This window comes from Telmatocola sphagniphila, from assembly GCF_018398935.1.
Lineage (GTDB): Bacteria > Planctomycetota > Planctomycetia > Gemmatales > Gemmataceae > Telmatocola > Telmatocola sphagniphila.
The window spans coordinates 3701667-3720811 of sequence record NZ_CP074694.1; the positions used below are offsets into that span (position 1 = coordinate 3701667).

Below are 19145 nucleotides of genomic sequence, written 5' to 3' on the forward strand. Positions count from 1 at the left end.
GCTGGCGATAACGATTATGCGATTCCCAGCGGGTTAATTATTTCTTGTCGCTTTGCGATTGCAGGTTCTGCAACTCTCCAGCGAGTTCCAGGGCTCCCCGCTGAACGACGATTTCGCCCGGTTTGATTGCTTCCGCGCCGTTCTTCTGATCTTTGGTCGAAGGAACCTTCCGCAGAAAAATCTTTTCGCGACCGCGAACGGCCACTGACACGATTCGACGAGTGAATTCATTGTCAGCTCCCGTTTTTACGAACACGACGGGACCATCATTATCCTCGACTATCGCTTCGGTAGGTACTGCAACCAGATCGGGATCGGGTAGCAGGTTGATTGCAGCCGAAACCGCTTCGCCCACGAAATGGTTGCCCTTCAAATTATCGACCCAGCCGGTGATGGTACCGGTGTGCTGAGCGGGATCGATCACAGACCCCAGTTTATCGAAGGCGCCGACTTCCTCGCCAGCGGCGGGATTAGCCTGGAAGGTGATTCGCCAGCTGCGGTGCTTGGCGGCAATTTCTTTTTCCATTTCCACACCCGGGCTATTGTTGGTCGGGTAGGTTTCGTCCCAACGCGAGATTCGCTCCAACTGTTGAATTTTGAAAAGATCTTCTTCATAGGCGTGAACCAGCACTTGCAGCCGATCCAGTTTAGCGATTTTAAAAAGATCCACCGTCGGATCGACGATATCGCCGATCGTCACATTCTTCTCGACAATTTTTCCATCGAAAGGGGCTCGAATAGCGACTTCCGCCCAGCTTCGTTCGACTTCGAGATCCGCCACGCCTTTGCTATCCGGCAGTTTTATCACGGGGGCTTTATCGCCTTTGAGCCGTTCGACTTCCTTGTTCAGAAAATCCATTCTCTCGGCTTCCCGCTTCACGGCGGCAATCTCTTCCTCGGTCAACTGCCAGGAACGCAGTGTGCGTTCCGCCCGCCCCACGGCAATCACATCCTGCATGAAGGAGCGAATGGCCGTGGTTAATTGATTCAGGGACACAATGCCCGTTTCAACCGACAGATATCGCTCCAGAACTCGCTTGTCGGCCATCATTTGCGAAGTTTGATCGACCAGTTCGCTTTTCTTTTCGCCGATATCCTTGCAGAACACGACGGCCAGGATCTGACCCTTTTTCACGTAATCGCCGGGACGCAAGCCATTCTCCGGAACTATAGAAAGCCGTTCGGAGGTACTGGAGCTGTCGCCTTTCAGACCGATTTTGGTGATTTGACCCGCAAACAGGCTGTGAACTCGAGCTAATCGATTCGGATCGAGAATCGTGGTGCCCGGGAGTTTCAGCGCTTCGGGAGCGGGGGAATCTTCCACCTTGGCCAGGGTGAATCTTGGGCTAGTGAGCAGTTCCTTATCGAGAATGATGGCATCCTTGATAACTTTGCCTTCTTTATCTCGAGCCAGCTCAACCAGCGATTTTGGTTCTTCGTGCTTTTCCGCGGTTACGGTTTTCGGCTTCAATGATTCGTATTTTTCAGTGAGCCACGACCAGTTGAAACAAACCGCTACCACCAGGGCCACGAAAATCGCCGGCTTTAGACCCCGTTTGAGCCAAGTTCCAATAGAACGCTTGTTCTCAGCCATTAAAAAACCTTAATCAGAATTTTCTGCAGTTGGTATTCACTGCACTGCAATTTATGCGCCTAACTCCTGGAGCTGGTCGCTAGCAATCCATGGTAACCAAATCACTTACGTTTCTTGGGTATTATCTGTTCGATTGAAATTGAATCTGAGCGAAAACACGCCAGGAGTGGTCGACTGGAAACCACAGAGGTCGGCAGACGACCTCAGCAATTGTGAAGATTTGCTATCGATTTGGGCAGACAACTAAAAAAATAGGTATTAAGCCGGAAGTCAGAATAGAGGCTCTGTTCTTCATTCGCGAACAGATCCTCAAATATTTTTTTTTGTGACGTAAACTCGGCTTTAAGGAAACTTCTCCATCTGCATTAAGCCTGAAAGCTGGGCAGCGTTTGTCCAAAGATTCTGCAGGGCATCAATGTAGTCGCTATTAGCCTGAATGGCCGTTCGTTGAATCTGCAGATAAGTGGCGAAGTCAAAGATACCGTTATCCAGGCCGGCTTTTATCAGACGGGCCGCCTCTTTAGAGTCTGCCAGAATACCCTTTTCGAAGCTATCCACCGTCTCCTTGGCCGCCAGATACTGGCTCAGGAGATTCTCAGCCTGGTTAACCAACGTCAGACGAATTGAATCGATATTCTCGATGGACGAGGAGACGTTTGCCCGAGCGGCCCGAATATTCCCCTGGTTGCGATCCCATACTGGAATCGTAAAGCTCAGATTCAACCAGAACTGATCGGTATTTTGTTGACCGGGCACCAGGCCAAACTGGTAGGCTGGCCCAATGGTGGGATTCGGGTATGGATCGATCTCCGCTCGGCGTTGCAGTAAACGATTTTGCTGTACGACCGACTGGGCCGCCTTGATCTGAGTGTGCTCCTGAGTGACGAATAGCAGCACCGCTTTTTCATCGAATACAGGATAAGGCCCCGTGACATTTCCGATCAGCGTGCCAGTCACACAACCGGGCACACCGACAAGAGATTCGAGTTGCTTGCGATCGCCATCGAGAATGGCTTCCGCATTTTTCAGCTTCGCTCGCGTGGTATCGTAATCGACTTTCAAAGCCAGAACATCGTAGGTCGCTTTATCCCCCGCCTTCTTGATCTTCTCCACGGTCTCGTACGATTTCTTAACGATTTCCACGATCTCTTTCAGAACTTCGATGCGCTTCTGATCGATCAGCACCTGATAATACTGCTGCCGGACTTGAGCGAGCAGGGACAGCCGATTTTGCTTATAGGTCAATTCCGCCTGTCGAGTCGCTTCGTTGGCCGCGGCCTGATCGAGCCGCTTCTTACCCATCACGGGAATTTCCTGGGTGAAACCGGCGTTCAACGTGGTATTGCGGCCGTTATAGGTGAACGGATTATTGGCGTTGAATTGCGGATTGGGCATCACACCGGCCTGAATTGCCGATCCTTTGGAAGAGTCGATGGCCGCCCGGTCCCGCTTCATGATCGGGTTCATCTGATCGGCCAGATTTTCGAAATACTCGAGCGTCAGAGGTTGATTGCTTTTTGAAGCATCGACCAAACTCTTCACTTCCGTCTGCAGGAAGCTGGTTTGCCGGATATCGCTCGCCGCCGGAAGCTGAGTTTTCATGCCGATAGGTTGCTCGACCAGCACGGCGGCGGGTTTTGCACCCGAGCTGGCAACCACTGGGGCAGTGGTGGTTCCGGCCACCGAAGGGGGTACTTGTGCAGAAGCGGACGAGAGAGCCGGCTTCAAGGATGTGGTGGCCGTCGGGATCTCCGGAGCGGAGGTGTTGGCTCGCGGCACTTGTGCGCATCCCACGCCGATGGCACCTGCTGAGGCGGCCAGCAATCCTTTTCGAATCAGGCTGTACATGAGACCCTCTCCGCTTTCCGAACGAACTCGAAACCAGGTGTTAGAGAATCGAGATTTAATAGGAGAACTCCGCTCGGGCTACGATTCCTTGCAGAAACAGCTTTGCTTTCGAGTCGTCGGTGTTAACGTTCCACCATTGTTCCAGGCTGTAGGCGAGCGTGAAGCGCAGGCGATTCTCAAACCCCAGAGGCGTATAGGTCAAACCCGCTTCAAAGCTGCCGATGCCGACCCCGGTGTTATGGCTGCCAGTGTTATAAGCGGCCGCTTGCGGCATCCCGGCATTCAAAGCGGTCTGGTAAAACTTCTGATCGATCGAGCCGACCACCCCACTCGCTTCCAAACGGGTATGGAGAGCGAGGCCGTTGTCAGTCAGCGCAGGATTCCATTCGACGAAAGTTCGCGGTCCGATACCGGTGAACATGCTGCTGATATCCTGATTCAGCAGTTGTCGTCCGGCCCCCTGCGTATCGAAGTAGAGTGTTGCCACTCGCAAACCGATGCCGAAGCTCAAGTAGCGGAAGTAACTGTGCGAAGTTTCGCGTCCTTCACCCAGAAATTCGGGGGCTACGTAATCGAGATCGATGGTATTTGCATTCAACCGGCTGCGAATCAGCCCCGGTCCGGCGGTATCGTAAACGCCCAGCGTCTCGCTTCCCGAAGAGGCTAAGAGGCGGTAGCTGAGCTGCAGTTCGCCCATTCCCTCCGAGAGCCGGTACCCGGCGGTCAGCTTGGGGGCACCGGCCCAGTCGATACTGGATACCGTCTGAGAAATCACCGGGCCGTTGAACGCAGCTGGCGTCGTCAGCGAAGTGAACAGTTTTGGTTTCAGGAATCCAATTTCAAACCCGCCGTACCAGCTGGAGACTTCCGAACTGTCGATCAGAACCGGTCCCCAGGGCGGTGAAGGGGGAATCTGAGCGTTCATCAACCAACTGGTATTGGTGGGCGGCAGTGCACTGGAGGTGTTACCCATTCCCGCCGCCGCGGGCGGGGACGACTGCAAGGGAGTTTGAGTTTGATTGGTCGGGGCCGCGGGAATTACCGGCAAGCCGTTCGATATGGCCGTTGTATTGTTAACGGTGGGTGCTGGCGTATTGAGAGTCTGGGCCAGAGCACTCGGCGGAGCCACCGCCTCGCTCAATGAAGCGAGAGCACATAGAGAAATTAGCCAGGTGCGCATATTTGACCCCTCATCCAATCGATACAAGCGGTATAATCGGCAGATCAGGAGGAAGGGCTGTATTTAAAAAGTGTTAAAAGATTCAAGTTAAAAGAAAACGTAAGATTTCAGCTCGTTGAACTGAAATCTTCTATTTTGCCCATTTGGTGACTCAATCTCGCTATTTTATCTGGCAGTCGTTAGTCTGGAAAAGATAGGTAATGGACTCCGCAGAATAGATAAGGCCAGTTCAACAGGGTGAACAATTACAAGAAAACTAAGACGACATGCGATCGACATTCCTTCCCACTCTATTAAAGGTGCTGAGGCAGCGAGCGTCAGCCAATCGCGAAGTCCCATCGAACAGGCGCCGTAATTTCAGACAGCCCTTCGGAATTTCCGGCGCTGTCAGAAGCACATCCAGACATCGCCAAAAAAATTATTTCGACGCAAGTATAGATTTGGTAGGTACTTAAAAACAATTAGAAAAAAATTATCGATATGGCATAGTGTGTGCCCGTAGCTGGCCATCTAGCTAACAATTCCGAATTCGCCTTTGTCGTCCAAGGCGGCTCGCGCGGGATCCGAGGAAGCGTCCACCTCGTCTGCACTTTCTTCGGGTCCCGCTCGATGCTATTTAGTCGACCGCTTTGACTTTCGCATCCTTCAGCGTGAAAACGTAGTCTTCGGGATCATTTTTATTAAGTACCAGTTTGCCCACCACTTGCACCGGCCCGCGCTGCAATGTGGTCGCCTTGCCGGCCGCTAATTCAACTTGGATTAACCCGGTCGGCTCCGGACTTTCACAGAACCAGCACCCTATCGGAAATTCCAGAAGCAGGAAATTATTGATTTCCACGGCCTCGGCGGTGCTGAACTCAAAACCGGTGATCGTCACCGTCGTCCCGTCTAATTTTTCAAGATAGGGAAGATACTGAATTTTGAAAGGCTTTTGGATGGTCGTCTCTCCCAAGGCCGGCCAAGGCAGGAGATTGATGGCTCCTTTTTTAATCTCCGGTAAGTTCGCCGGATTGATTCGGCGCACGAGAGGACGAGCACTCAGGAACTTGATATCGGACCGGAATTTCGCATGTTCCGAATCGGGTAATTTAGCGATCTCGTCGGCGGCTTCCTTGTAGATACGCCGCCGTTCGCGGATATCCCCCTGCCCCATGCCAAACTCGCTGACGCAACCTTCTATGATGCTGGCCGCGGTTCGCACATCGCCGTGCGCGTTCGCTAACTCGGCCATTTGCCAGAGAAGTGGGCCATCCGAAGGGAGCCAGAGAGCAAGCTGTTCGATCAGGGCGACGTCGTTGGCGGGTAGTTTCTTCTTTTGTTCCGGGTCGATTTGTCCCGCCGTGGGACGATTTAAGCTACCGGTAAAGTCTATGCCGAAAAAGTTATCTCGAGGGGTCGCTTTCGCTTTTCGCAGCCGGATCAGTTTCAGATGGGTCGCTTCATAAGGTTTCCATTTCTCCGGAGCCAGGCGAACGGATTCCTCCAATTGCTTCTCGGCCTGATTCAAATCCCCGGTTAATTGCCACGCCGTACCCAGATTCGCTGCGATGGCGAAGTTTTTAGGATGCTGTCGAGCGGCCTCCCGCAACCAATCCAGAGCCTCGGTCAATCGATTGAGTCGGATCAGTACCGCACCCAGATCGGCCGCTTCCTCGGCGGAGAGACTGCGAGACTTGGCTAGTTCCCTCAACTGTTTTGCGGCGGCTTCGTATTGTTCCCGCTGAAGAGTCGCAGGGAATTTATCTGTGGGGGTGATGCCGATGGTCCGCAGCGCCCGATGGTCGAGCAGGAACCCCCGAAAATTGGCGGGAAGATCAGCATAGATCTCTTTGGAATAGTAGACGCCGGCCTGACAGTAGGCGGGAAGTAGAAGCAGGACAAGTAGAGGAATATAGCGCATTTTGAAGCTTCCGGTGAAATTCGGCCTCCCGGTCGATCGGGCAATTAAGGCAAGTCGAAAACGTCCTTTCGATAGCCTACCGGGCGAAAATTCGGCTCGAACAAGCTTTTTTCTTTTTCGACACCTCGAAATTCCTATCGACATCTTACGCAAGTTCGGCTATGCGACGCTCCAACGGTGGGGGAGCCGTACCTATTTGGTCCCACACTGGGGGGGGAAATCATGATCGTTCAAGCCGGGAATATTCCCATGCTGAAAAATGCTTTTCGCGCGGCGCTGGCACTCACGCTGGGCCTGGGGGCGACGCAGGTTCACGCACAAAACATCGTTGGCGGCGGTGCTTCGGGGATGCCCACGATGAGTGTCCCGGCCAGCAACATCCAAGGAATGTCCGGATCCTCCGGCGTCAGTGGCCTCAGTTCTCCTCCAAATCCGTTTAGCAGCCCGTCGAGCGGCAGCTCGTCTATTACCAGCGGCAGCACCGATACAAGCCGCATTTATGCCGGCTTCGAATACCTGCTGTGGGATATTCCCAATCGTTCTGTCCGAATTCCCGTGGGGACAGTCGGAGATACCAATTCTCTCGGCGTCCTCAACCAACCCGCCACATCCTTGCTCGGGGGAAACAGTACCAATTACGGGAACTGGACTCCCGGAATGAAGCTCAACTTCGGAGTCTGGTACGACGACAACCATAGCTACGGATCCAACCTCAGCTTCCTCTGGATGTTCAGCCAGAAGTCTACGTACATGGCCCAGTCCGACGGAAACGGTAATCCTGTAATCTCACGACCATTCTTTGATACTCTATTCGCAACCGAGGATGTTCGACTGCTCTCCTTCCCCGGCGCCAACACCGGCGGTTACCTCACTCAATCGACGGTACGGATGTGGGGTGCAGAAGTGAATCCGCTGATTTGCAGTATCTTCGGCGATTCCACTTTCAATTTGAGTTTCTTGACCGGTTTCAAATATCTGTATTTCAATGAAACCTACAACATTCGGGATTCATCGAATGCAATTGGTCCAGGCAGTATCTTCTACCTCGGCAACGCCTTCGGTGCCGGGTACGGCACCAGTGTTCTCGATCACGTAGTGGCGGCCAATCACTTCTACGGATGGAATCTCGGCTTGCAGTTCCACGGGGAATTGAGCAACTTCCTGTTCGATGTGGCGGGTAAGGTCGCCATCGGTGCGAACGAAGAAGTTGTCGATATTTACGGAGCCACGACGCTCTTGAGAAACAATGTCTACGTTCAAGGAACGCCGGGCGGTTTGCTTGCTCAGCCGAGCAATAGCGGCTCGTTCGACAAATTTAACTTTGCAGTCATGCCCGAATTGAATGCCTCGATTGGTTACCGGATTATCCCGGGGGTCGAGATCCATTTGACGTATTCCTTGATGTACGTCAGCAGTTTTGTCCGGGCACCGGATCAACTCCTGGCACGTCAGATTAATTCCGGCATCGTGCCCAGCAGTCCCAATTACGGCGTCGGCGGCAGCGGCCCGGCTCCCGTGACTTACCTCGATCGATCCGACTTCACGGCTCAATCGATCGGAATCAACTTAACTCTGTCTTATTAATCGCATAAAATTGCTCACAATTAACAGGCGGTGGGAGGGCTCCGGTTCTCCGCCGCCTGTTCGCGTTTTCTCTGTAAGATTTCCTGTATGGGACTGAATTCTCGATAGATTATTAGAGAGCCGAATTGCGCCAGTTTCACCCAACTGAGGTTACTATGAAGCATCTTCTCAGCCTGTTCCTCTTTAGCGGGTTAGCCTCTATAACTCTAGCCGGCGAGCCGCATCTGAAGGTCAGTGCGACCTTCGAGCCTGCGGACGCCAAGCCGGGCCAGGTAGTCACCCTGAAAATCAAGGCCGAGATGGATCCCGAATGGCATACCTACCCAACTGTACAGCAGGATAAGGCCGCCAAGGATCAAGTGAATAAAGTGTTGTTCGATCCCAATGGCCCCTTGGTATTCGTGGATAAGATGATCGAACCAGCCAATCCCACCATTAAAGAAGAACCCGACTTGGGAATCAAAGCCATGCACTACTATCCGGGTGGAGGCGTCTGGGAAAAAAAGGTGGTCATTTCTCCTAATGCTCCAGCGGGCAAACTGACGACCAAGTTCACGTTCACCGTACTGACCTGCGACAAGAATAATTGCCTTCCGCCGAAAAAAGTTCCTCTGGAAGTCAGCTTGAATGTCTCCGGCGCACCCGTGCCGGTCGATCCCAAGTACAAAGAGGATGTAGCTAAGGCCCTCAAAAAGTAACCAGTATCCCATCGACAGCATCTAAGATCTTAGACGGGTATCATGCACAAGCCTGATACCCGTCTCTTGTTAATACCTTCGCTGTTCCACATACTCTCTGGCGAATCATGACTTCAAAACTCCATCCGCTGGTGCTGATTGCCGCCCTGCTCACTTTGGCTGCTCTCCCTCAGTTAGCCAGCGCGCAGGACATGGCCCTGGCAGAAATTGGCTTCAAACTCCCGGCCACCCGGGATCTGAAACCGGATCTGGATGTCATCGCCGAAAATATTGTGAAAGAGGAATCGAACACGGCTACTTTCGCCGCTTTCGTACTCGCGGCCGCCGCGTTTGGCATAATCACGCTCCTGACACCTTGCGTGTTCCCGATGATTCCCATCACCGTGAGCTTCTTTTTGAAGCAGGGAGAGAAGAAAAAAGCGAATCCGCTGGCACTCGCCACAGTCTATACGGCCACGATCGTGATCGTGCTCGGTGTGGCCGCCGTGACCTTGATCAAGGAGTTTCGCGACCTGGCCGTGAATCCCTGGGTGAACGTGGCTCTGGCGTTTCTCTTTGTCTTCTTCGCCATGAGCCTGTTCGGGATGTTCGATATTGTGCTGCCGAGCTTTCTGGTGCGGGCTACATCGTCCCAAGAAGGTCGTGGCGGTTACCTCGGCACCATTTTCATGGCGCTTTCGTTTACAATCGTCAGTTTCACTTGCGTCGCCCCGTTTATGGGAGGCTTTGCCGGTCTGGCTGCCTCGGGTAAGATGAGCCGGCTGCAACTTTATAGCGGCGGATTGGTATTCGCCGCCACCTTCGCGGCCCCATTTTTCCTTTTGGCGCTATTTCCGAGTCTGCTCAAGAAACTGCCCAAGAGCGGTTCCTGGATGAATACTGTGAAGGTATTCATGGGCTTCTTGGAAATGGCGGCGGCCCTCAAATTCCTTCGCACAGCGGAAATTCGCTGGTATAGCCCACCTGTGCTTTTCACCTACGATTTTGTGCTCGGTATCTGGATCGCCCTTTTATTGCTGGCCGGGCTCTATCTTTTGGCGATGTATCGGCTCCCTCATGACGAACCGATGGAGCACATCGGCGTTTTTCGGCTATTTTTCGCCATTGCGGCGTTCTCCCTGGCGGCCTATCTTTTTCCCGCTTTATTCCCGGGCAAAAACGGTGAGAAAAATCGCCCGGCCGGAATCGTGTTCGCCTGGGTGGATGCGTTTCTACTGCCGGAGTCGGAAGAAACCAGCTCTACCGGCCTCATCATTTCGTCCGACTTGAAACGAACGCTCGAAGAAGCCCGTCGTAAGAACAAGCTGGTCTTCCTCGATTTCACAGGTGTCACCTGCACGAACTGCCGGCTCAACGAGAAAAACGTTTTCCCGAAACCGGCGGTGGCCGATTTGATGAAGAAGTATCTGAACGTGCAGATGTATACCGATACGGTTCCAGCGAATCTTTACGAAGGCACGGCCTCCGACGAGAAGCGGGAGAAAGATGCCGAGGCGATTCTGGAATTTCAACAGAAGGTGCTGAATACGATTCAGTTGCCAACCTACGCGATTTTGAAGCCGGTTGAGGGGGGAAAGTATCAACTGGTGGGCACCTACGAGGAAGGCAAGATCAACAATGTAGAGGCTTTCGTTAACTTCCTCAAGAAACCTCTCGAAAAATAGGCTGGAATTGACCCGAGATCGAAATTAAGGTATGATTTAATAAGCATGTTGCGAAGTCTCTTCTGCGTCTGGTTTACCATTTTCAGCCTTTTCGGGCCGGTGCTCTGCTGTTGTATTTTGAAGCCACTGGCCGCTGCTGAACCGTTGAATTTCAGTTCTGAAGCGACGCCGGAAGCGGAGCCAGTCGATGAATGCCCTTTCTGCAAGGCCGAAAAAGCCAAGACGACCCATCCTGCTAAACCGCAGCCCTCTCCGCCCAAAGAAAGTCCGATTAAGTGCCCCTGCCAGGGACAGATCACTCAGGTGGATCTGAACATTCCGCCCGCAAATACCTCGGCGGAACTGAGCTGGAATCTCAGTCAATGGGATGGGGTTTGGGTTTATCTCGTTCAAAATCCGACAACTGAAAATCTAACTCCCCTTGATTTCGCATTCGAGCGGCCCCCCTGGCCGATGGCTCTTCGCGATTCACTCGCTTTGCTGCAGATCTTACGCTGTTAACGGACAGTAGATTCTCAAATTGGATCTTTAACCTCGTCGTTCAGGAGCTAGGCTTCCTGACACCAAGATTTGTTCGACACTATTTCAAGTGAGATGAATTCCATGATTACGAAACTAATCGCGGCCTCGGCCGCTCTGATGATGGGTATTACCCTGGGTTTCAGCGGTGCGAGTTCCAGCAACCGAAATTGCTGCACCGAGGGTGCGGCCTGTTGCTTCGAAGGTTCGCCTTGCTGCGAATCGTATGGAAACTGCTGCTATGAAGGTGCGGCCTGTTGCCTTGAAGGTTTGCCTTGCTGCGAGTCGGTGAAAGCTACTTCGGCGACGAGCAAATCCTGCTGTGGCGCAGGCTCGGCTTGCTGCGAAGTGGGCGCTGATTGCTGCACCGAAAGCAGCAAGTAAGAATGCGAAAGGGGTGGGTTTGAAAACCCACCCCCCATCATCACATTAAAAAAAGAGGGCCCTGCCGAAGCAGGGCCTTTTCGTTTAAGTTTATTTTCTCGCTCTGATTAGCACTTAGCCCACCAGTTCCTTGATCGGCAACACATCGGCTTCCTTGTCGGCGGCCAGATAGGTAGGACGACCCAGGTTGTCGCGGATCTGAGCCTTGGGATCAAGACCCAGTGCGGCATAGATCGTCGCATAAAGATTGTTGATCTTAACCGGGTTGTCTTTGACCATTTCGCCGCCGGCATCGGTCGAGCCGACCACTTGGCCGCCCTTGATGTTACCACCAGCGACAACCACCGACCAAGCTCGAGGATAGTGGTCGCGGCCACCGTTCTGATTGATGCGAGGAGTTCGGCCGAAGTCGCCCATCCACACTACAACCGTGTCTTTCAAGCGGCCCGACTTTTCGAGGTCTTCAATCAAAGATCCCATGGCTTTATCGAGCGTCGGCAAAGCCCGAGTAGCGAGAGCATTGAAGATACCGGCGTGCATGTCCCAACCACCCAGTGACACTTCGACGGCGACAGCTCCGGCTTCGGTTAATTTCTTGGCCAGCAAGCAGCCTTTGCCGAAGTTGTTATTACCGTAGCGGGTAATGTCGGACTGATTGTTCAGAGCAAAGAGATCCTTCTTGCTGCTGACCACCAGATTCATGGCCTTGCCGTAAACTTCCTGGTGGGACTTCGAAGCGTCCTTATCCAGGTGGGTGCTGTGCTGGAAACCCGCTTCCAGCTTGTTGAACATGCTTTCGCGGGTTTTCATGCGGTCGGCCGTCACATCCGAAGGAGTCTTGATATTTTCGGGAGGAAGACCGGGGTTTTGTACGTTGAACGGAGCATAGCGCATCCCGAGGAAGCCGGGGCCGCGTGATCCGCCGCCGGCCGAGATGAAGGAAGGCAGATCGGTTTCATTTTCGCGATTGAGGTAGCTCAGAACCGAACCGATCGAGGGGAAGTCGACCAGCGGATTCGGGGAGCGGCCGGTGTTCATGAGGGTGGTGCCCCGCATGTGATCGCCTTCGGTCGTCGTCAGGCTGCGGATGATGGCCATGTTCTTCATCTGCTTGGCCACGGTCGGCAGGTGTTCGGAAATTTGGATGCCGCCTACCGAGGTGCTGATTGGCTTGTGTTCGCCGCCGTTGGCGTGACCGGGTTTCATATCCCAGAGGTCGATCGTGGAAGGTCCGCCGCCCATCCACAGGATGATCAGGCTCTTCTGTTTCTTTTTCAATTCCTTGCTTTGTGCGTGAATCGAATTCAAGAAAGCCAATCCCGGAAGGGACATGGCCGACATCCCTGCCATGTGACTCATAAAATGCCGACGATTCTGGGTACCGAACATTTGAATCCCCTTCGAGGTTGGTAATCTCTTTTATTTCTTGTTATCAGCTTAGGTTCTAAACTTCATTTGAGCAATTGGAATTTCTTATCTGAATATGATAAAAGACGGGTGGCCCGGCGGATTAGTTCCAAAAACGATAAAAAGATTCGGACAGAATTTGTCCGATATTCGATTATTCCCGTAACAGCGGCATTTGGCTCTGGAATTACAAATATGGCGACGACAGAAAAAGCTCCGGACGGCCAGATTGCCAAGGAAATTGCCGCGATTTACGAGCGGATGACCGCCCAGATCGGTCAGGTGATCGTCGGGCAGCAGCAAGTCATCGAACAAATGCTGATCGCCATGTTCAGCCGCGGGCACTGCCTGCTGGTCGGGGTGCCCGGCCTGGCCAAAACCCTGCTCGTCAGCACCGTCGCCCGGGTCATGCACCTTTCCTTTAAACGAATCCAGTTTACGCCCGATTTGATGCCCGCCGACATAACCGGCACCGAAATCCTTCAGGAAGATCCCGAAACCGGCAAGCGGAAGTTCGACTTCCTGGCCGGTCCGGTCTTCGCCAACCTGATCCTGGCCGATGAGATCAACCGGACGCCCCCGAAAACGCAGGCTGCTTTGCTGGAAGCGATGCAGGAGCATAGTGTTACGGCTGGCGGTCGGACTCACGCACTGCCAACTCCGTTTTTTGTCCTGGCCACCCAGAACCCGATCGAACAGGAAGGAACCTACCCGCTGCCGGAAGCCCAGCAGGATCGCTTCATGTTCTCCGTGAAGGTCGACTACCCGACCCGTTCGGAAGAAATCCAGATCATGAAGTCGACCACGGCTTTGGAGAAGCCCAAGGTCGAAGTGATTGTGGATGCCAAACAGATTATCCGTTATCAGGATTACGTGCGGCAGGTCGTTGTCGGCGATCACATCTTCAACTACGCGGCCGAGATCGTTCGCTCCACCCGGCCCAAGGAAGTCGGCTCCACTAAATTCGTGCAGGAACATCTCACCTGGGGGGCCGGCCCGCGAGCCAGCCAGTTTTTGATCCTCGGCGGCAAAGCCCGGGCCATTCTGCGCGGTCGGCACCATGTCACCACGGAGGACATTCGCGAAATGGCCTATCCGGTACTACGGCATCGCATCATGCCGAGCTTCCAGGCCGAGGCCGATGGCATTTCAACGGATATGATCATTAAACGAATTCTGGAAAACACCCCGTTGCCCCAGGAAGAGGCGGCCAATCGGCTGCGGAAATCGAGCGCATGAGCAGCGTCTTCGATCCCACCGAACTGAAACGCTTTGGCGGCCTGGCTTTACAGGCTCGCCAAGTCGTCGAAGGTTTTCTGACCGGTTCGCATCGCAGTCCCTACAAGGGGGCTTCGATTGAATTCGCCGAGCATCGCCAGTATTCCCCGGGGGACGAGATCCGTCACATCGACTGGCGCGCTTACGGCAAAACCGACAAATATTTCGTCAAAGAGTACGAGGAAGAGACCAATCTCCGCGCGTGGCTAGTGGTCGATGCCAGCGGTTCGATGAAATATCGGGGGAAAAGCCCGCTCAGCAAGTGGGAGTTTGCTCAGCAGGCGGCGGCCGCACTTTCCTACCTGCTGTTGCATCAGATGGATGCCGTGGGGCTGATCCTGCACGATTCCACGATCGGATCGGTACTCCCCACAAAAGCTCAACCTCGGCAACTCCTGCGAATCTGCAAAATGCTGGAAAGCGTCACTCCGCAGCGCGACACCGGTTTGTCCCTCGTCTGGACGGAAATTGCTAAACGCTATCTCCGTAGCCGATCCATCGTGATTCTGATCACCGATATTTTCGACGATGCGGCCCAGGTTCATCGAGCTTTGCAGCAATTTCGCTATCAGAATCAGGAAGTCATTCTGCTGCAGATTCTGGCGCCTGAGGAGGTCGAATTCCCGTTCACCCGGCCTTCCGAATTTCGATCTCTTGAGGGTAAAGATCTGCAGAGAATTCAGCCTCGTCAATTGCGCGATGAGTACCTGCGTCGGCTCCAGGAACATACGGATGAGATCAAAAGAATCACCCGTCAGTTGCGAATTGATTACCTGAGAATGCGAACCGATGAGCCGATGGATCGATTACTGGGGGCTTTCTTGCGTCGTCGGCACGGCCAGCGCGGTTAGCGGCCTCAGTTGATATCGAAAGTCCAGTCTTGGGTCCCATACTTCGCGGCAACCTTGCTCTCAGCCAGACCAAACTCATTCTGAGTGATGGCATCCAGCGTGCCGCCAAACTGCGTCTGAAAAAAAGCGAACAGCCTCTCCGCAATTTCACCGCGTTCTAACCCGGTTTGCCGTTTCAAAGGGCTGACTCGCTTAGAGGCGCTGGAAACCCCCTTTTTATCCGAGAGTTTCTCCCGGCTGATTCGAAGCACCCGGAGCATTTCTCCCGGGTCCATGTCGTAAGCGAGCGTGGTGTGATGCAGAACGTGACCGCCGCGACGGCACTGGGCCGCACCGCCGATTTTGCCGTCCGAACAAGCGATATCGTTGATCGGTACATGGTGGGCATCTACCCCGAGATTTCTCAATCCGGCAATCAGCCAGGCTTCGCAAATTTCGTAAGACTGGCGAATGGATAAGCCGCTTAAAAGTGTTTCAGGCAGATAGAGCGAATACGTGATGGCCCCGTGCGGCTGAAGAAACATCGCTCCGCCGCCGGTCATGCGACGGACGAGACGGATTTTTTCCCGTTCCACATAATCCAGATCGACTTCGTTGCTCGGCGATTGCGAACGACCGATAATCACGGCCGGGGCATTCCAGCGCCAGAAGCGCAAAGTGGGGGGGCGATGCCCGGCGATCACTTCTTCCAGCAGAATTTCATCCAGGGCCACGTTGAGTTCGGGACTGAGGGCTTGTTCGGGAATCAATTTCCAGGACTGGGATTTCCAACGCTCGGTTAAATCGCGAATCTCATCCGCTGTAAACGCCCCGATGCGAGGCAGCGGTAATTCGAGATTTACCGCTAGATCGCCTACAGCCCGGCGGATGGCGATCGCCATCGCTTCCGACGAGGTGCCTAGCAGTTCTACCTCGACGGGTAACGCGGCCCTTATGCGGGCGGCCAGCGCCGCCACATCGGCATCCGCCCAGTATCCCTCGAGAGCTCGCGAGACATTTTCGAGGCTCGTTTTCGCCGCCGCTTCCGGATGAACGAAAAAATCCCCCGAAAAACTCACGTTTTTGAGCTTGTTCTCCAAGACTTCGAGATGAACGGAAACCAACTTACCACCCGGACTTTTGCACTCGCCCTGCTTCAAGTGACAACCTTGTTACAAGAAACCATTTACCATTGAAGATCGTCTCAGTTACAACTAAGCATCGGCCCAATCGTCTGAGAGATCCTCATGTTGACCCGATTTTTCCTCTATTCTATGGTCCTGGCCCTGCTTTCGAACCCCTCGGTCCGAGCAGCAGACGCCTCGGATAAAGAAATATCCAAGATTCTGAATACCCACTGCCACCGCTGCCATGGCCAGAACGGCTCGATCGAAGGCGGAATGAATTACATCACCGATCTCAATCGGCTCTTGCAAAAACGGCTGATTGTGGCCGGCAAACCTGAGGAATCGCCTCTTTTAAAGAGAATGGTCAAAGGGGAAATGCCCCCGGGCGATGAAGTGCCTCGCCCTTCGCCGGCTGAGATAGAAAAACTTCGCAAGTGGATAGCCGAAGGGGCCAAGCTGGAAAACTCTTCCGCGGCCGCCCCTTGGATCGCGCCGTTACAGGAACTGCAGTGGATTCAGGACGATCTGCTGAAAATCGAGTCCCGTTCTCGAAAATTCCAACGCTACATCAGCTTCACGGCCATTTCGAATGCCGGAGCGAACGAAGACGAGTTGAAGACCTATCAGAATGCTCTTTCGAAGTTGATCAATTCGCTTTCCTGGCATCCGGAGATTCGAATTCCCCAGAAGGTCGATGCCCGGGGTACGCTTTATCGCATCGATCTCCGCTGGTATCTCTGGGATGCGGTTCTCTGGAATCGAATTCTCCAGGATTACCCTTATGGCATACAAACCGACAGCTTCCTGGAACGCGTTATTGCCAGCCTCTCGTCCAGTCGGCTTCCCGTGATTCGCGGGGACTGGTTGATTGCCACGGCGAGCCGGCCACAGTTGTATCAGGATATTTTGCGCCTGCCAGCCGCGTTACCGGAGTTGGAACGACAACTCCGCGTGGAATCGGAAATTGACATCCAACAGGACCGCGTGATTCGTGTGGCATTCAACGGATCGGGCATCTCTAAAAACAATCGCATACTCGAACGGCACGTCGGCTCGACGGGATATTATTGGCGAACGTATGATTTCGAGGAAGTTCCCCAGAATCTGGTGGATCGCGGCAATCTCCTCCCCGATCGCCGCAATGTGTTTGCCTATCCCCTGGGGCCGGGAAATCTGGTCGAGCAGTTCCAGCACGCGGGCGGAGAGGCCATTTTTCGACTGCCCAACGGTTTACAGGCCTACTTCATCATGAACGCCGTGAATAACCGCCTGGATAAAGCGCCGGTGGCAATCGTCAGCGATCCGAAACGACCCGACCGGGCCGTGGAGCTGGGCATCTCCTGCATGGGCTGTCATATCACCGGGATTCTGCCCAAGGCCGATCAGATGCACGATCATCTTTTGAAAAATGCCCGGGCTTTCAAAAAAGGGGATCTGGAGACCGCTCTATCGCTTTACCCGGATAAAGAACGGAGTTTGAAACAGATGGAGCAGGACAGTCAGCAGTTTCAAAAAGCGCTGGCAATGACCGGTACGCCGAAATCGAAAAATGAACCCATCATCGCACTTACGCAGCGTTACGAGGGAGATCTGACGGCCATCCAGGCCGCGGCCGAATTGGGTTTACCTTTCGAAGAGATGCAAAATCGTCTGGCAAATCTCCACGACTTGAATCGCAATGTGGGGGCACTTCGCGTGTCCGGAGGTGTGATTCCTCGCCAGGTCTGGCTTCAAGCCTATCCGGATCTGGTCACGGGCCTCCAGGTAGGCCATATTTTCCAGGCGAACCGGGATAGTGGCCGCTTGCCCGACAACACCGGGGATGTCGATCCTTTGGAAAATATTTCGGGAACGGCGAACGCGATGGTTTTTACCGGCGATGGTCGGACAGCCTTTCTGGCTTCCGGCGACAAAACGATTCGAGTGATGGATGTGGAAGGCCAAAGAGACGGGAAAAGATTCATCGGGCACTCCGCGGCGGTGTGGGCGATTGACCTCTCAGCGAACGAAGAATGGCTGGTTTCGGGGTCTGCTGACCGCTCGGTAAGAGTTTGGGAACGAAAAATATTCGAGGAAAAAATTCGCTTTGAAGGTCACGACAGTACTGTCACGCAGGTGAAATTTGGACCTTCGGGGACAATTTTCTCAGCCGGGATGGATGGAAAACTGCTCGCCTGGGAGAGAAAAAATCCGAAAGAATATTTTCGAAAATGGGATTTTGGCCTGCCGATCTCCTTTTTTGCCCTAGATTCAGCGGGCGACAAATTAGCCGTTGGGTTCGATTCGAAAGTCCAAATTCTTGATATCGGTACCCAAAAAATTCTTTCGGAACTGCTTCCAGGCGGGGGAACTATTCGCGGAATTATTTTTTTAAACGACCAGGAATTGGTGCTGGCGGGGGAAAAAGGAACCGTTCAGCGGTGGAATTTTGTTTCAAAAAATAAATCTAATGAGTGGCAGACCGGCCATGGAATTCTGACTTTCCTGGCCGTCTCAGCGGACAAAAAACGATTTCTGACTGCGGGATCCGATAACAAAATATCCGTTTGGAACTTCGGGAACGCCAAACCGCACAAAACATTTGGCCCTTTACCACAATCGGTAGCCGGAATTTTTTGTACCTCGAGCAACAAACAAATTATTGCGGGGACAAAAGAGGCGGGATTTAAATTCTGGAAGAATGATTGAGAATTGCAAAAATCGGACGGAGTAAAACAGGCTATTTGCGAAGTTCGCTAATATGCGGAATATGTATCGGCTTTTCCAGGGTTGTAATCGGTTGGAGTGCCTGAGTCTTAGAGCCGCTCCAGGGTGTAGGCATGGCTAGGACAGGCCCGATGAGCAGGGTCCAGAGCGAAAGCAGCACCACAGGACGGAAACGCATTTTAGAACCTTTGCATTCCTACAAAAACCAGAAGTCCTTGATAGTTCATAATTCGCACTTTGTAAAGCAAAATAAAGCCGGATTTTCAGGGAAAATTCGGTTTAATTATGAGAATTAAGCTGGAAAAAGAAAAAACCCACGCTGGGGGTTCAGCGTGGGTTTGGGAGGAGGTAGCCCAAGGGGGTTGGGCTTTCGCATAAGAGCACCGGGGGAGGTGCTGTTTATTCAAATCAGCAAATGATCGGGGG

At 53.3% G+C, this 19145-nt stretch carries 15 protein-coding genes; 8 read left to right on the forward strand and 7 right to left on the reverse strand.

Annotation, left to right across the window (positions count from 1 at the left end; all coding sequences use genetic code 11):
- Positions 1–37 precede the first annotated feature (37 nt).
- The 4 genes from KIH39_RS14645 to KIH39_RS14660 form a co-directional block, all read right to left on the reverse strand.
- Entirely contained in the window at positions 38–1594 is a 1557-nt protein-coding gene (locus tag KIH39_RS14645; protein WP_213493981.1) for an efflux RND transporter periplasmic adaptor subunit, read from the reverse strand.
- Positions 1595–1936: 342 nt separating this feature from the next.
- A complete protein-coding gene (locus KIH39_RS14650; RefSeq protein ID WP_213493982.1) occupies positions 1937–3442 on the reverse strand; it encodes a TolC family protein in 1506 nt (501 codons plus the stop codon).
- A 55-nt stretch (positions 3443–3497) separates the two neighbouring features.
- On the reverse strand, positions 3498–4622 hold the full coding sequence (locus KIH39_RS14655) for an Lpg1974 family pore-forming outer membrane protein (RefSeq protein WP_213493983.1): 1125 nt from the start codon (positions 4620–4622) through the stop codon (positions 3498–3500).
- 616 nt (positions 4623–5238) lie between these two features.
- Complete coding sequence (locus tag KIH39_RS14660) at positions 5239–6522, reverse strand: tetratricopeptide repeat protein (RefSeq protein WP_213493984.1); 1284 nt, start codon at positions 6520–6522, stop codon at positions 5239–5241.
- Positions 6523–6744: 222 nt separating this feature from the next.
- Here KIH39_RS14660 and KIH39_RS14665 point away from each other — a divergent pair, with 222 nt between their 5' ends.
- The 5 genes from KIH39_RS14665 to KIH39_RS14685 all read left to right on the forward strand — a co-directional run bounded on the left by KIH39_RS14665 (position 6745) and on the right by KIH39_RS14685 (position 11371).
- Complete coding sequence (locus KIH39_RS14665) at positions 6745–8106, forward strand: BBP7 family outer membrane beta-barrel protein (protein ID WP_213493985.1); 1362 nt, start codon at positions 6745–6747, stop codon at positions 8104–8106.
- A 155-nt stretch (positions 8107–8261) separates the two neighbouring features.
- Complete coding sequence (locus KIH39_RS14670; protein ID WP_213493986.1) at positions 8262–8804, forward strand: protein-disulfide reductase DsbD family protein; 543 nt, start codon at positions 8262–8264, stop codon at positions 8802–8804.
- Positions 8805–8911: 107 nt separating this feature from the next.
- Complete coding sequence (locus tag KIH39_RS14675) at positions 8912–10468, forward strand: protein-disulfide reductase DsbD family protein (RefSeq protein WP_213493987.1); 1557 nt, start codon at positions 8912–8914, stop codon at positions 10466–10468.
- A gap of 45 nt (positions 10469–10513) precedes the next feature.
- The gene (locus KIH39_RS14680; protein WP_213493988.1) at positions 10514–10969 is read left to right on the forward strand and encodes a hypothetical protein; all 456 of its coding nucleotides are present in this window, start codon (positions 10514–10516) and stop codon (positions 10967–10969) included.
- A gap of 102 nt (positions 10970–11071) precedes the next feature.
- A complete protein-coding gene (locus tag KIH39_RS14685; RefSeq protein WP_213493989.1) occupies positions 11072–11371 on the forward strand; it encodes a hypothetical protein in 300 nt (99 codons plus the stop codon).
- A gap of 114 nt (positions 11372–11485) precedes the next feature.
- Here the strand turns inward: KIH39_RS14685 and KIH39_RS14690 are convergent, their stop codons facing one another.
- Entirely contained in the window at positions 11486–12760 is a 1275-nt protein-coding gene (locus KIH39_RS14690; protein WP_213493990.1) for a DUF1501 domain-containing protein, read from the reverse strand.
- 213 nt (positions 12761–12973) lie between these two features.
- Between KIH39_RS14690 and KIH39_RS14695 the strand changes: the two genes are divergently transcribed.
- On the forward strand, positions 12974–14017 hold the full coding sequence (locus KIH39_RS14695) for an AAA family ATPase (protein ID WP_213493991.1): 1044 nt from the start codon (positions 12974–12976) through the stop codon (positions 14015–14017).
- Complete coding sequence (locus KIH39_RS14700) at positions 14014–14907, forward strand: DUF58 domain-containing protein (RefSeq protein ID WP_213493992.1); 894 nt, start codon at positions 14014–14016, stop codon at positions 14905–14907. The genes KIH39_RS14695 and KIH39_RS14700 overlap by 4 nt, the downstream gene beginning before the upstream one ends.
- A 5-nt stretch (positions 14908–14912) precedes the next feature.
- Here the strand turns inward: KIH39_RS14700 and KIH39_RS14705 are convergent, their stop codons facing one another.
- Entirely contained in the window at positions 14913–16046 is a 1134-nt protein-coding gene (locus KIH39_RS14705) for a lipoate--protein ligase family protein (RefSeq protein WP_213493993.1), read from the reverse strand.
- A gap of 87 nt (positions 16047–16133) precedes the next feature.
- On the opposite strand from KIH39_RS14705, the gene KIH39_RS14710 reads away from it, so the two are divergent.
- Complete coding sequence (locus KIH39_RS14710) at positions 16134–18701, forward strand: c-type cytochrome domain-containing protein (protein ID WP_213493994.1); 2568 nt, start codon at positions 16134–16136, stop codon at positions 18699–18701.
- A 31-nt stretch (positions 18702–18732) separates the two neighbouring features.
- Here the strand turns inward: KIH39_RS14710 and KIH39_RS14715 are convergent, their stop codons facing one another.
- On the reverse strand, positions 18733–18897 hold the full coding sequence (locus tag KIH39_RS14715; protein WP_213493995.1) for a hypothetical protein: 165 nt from the start codon (positions 18895–18897) through the stop codon (positions 18733–18735).
- Positions 18898–19145 lie beyond the last annotated feature (248 nt).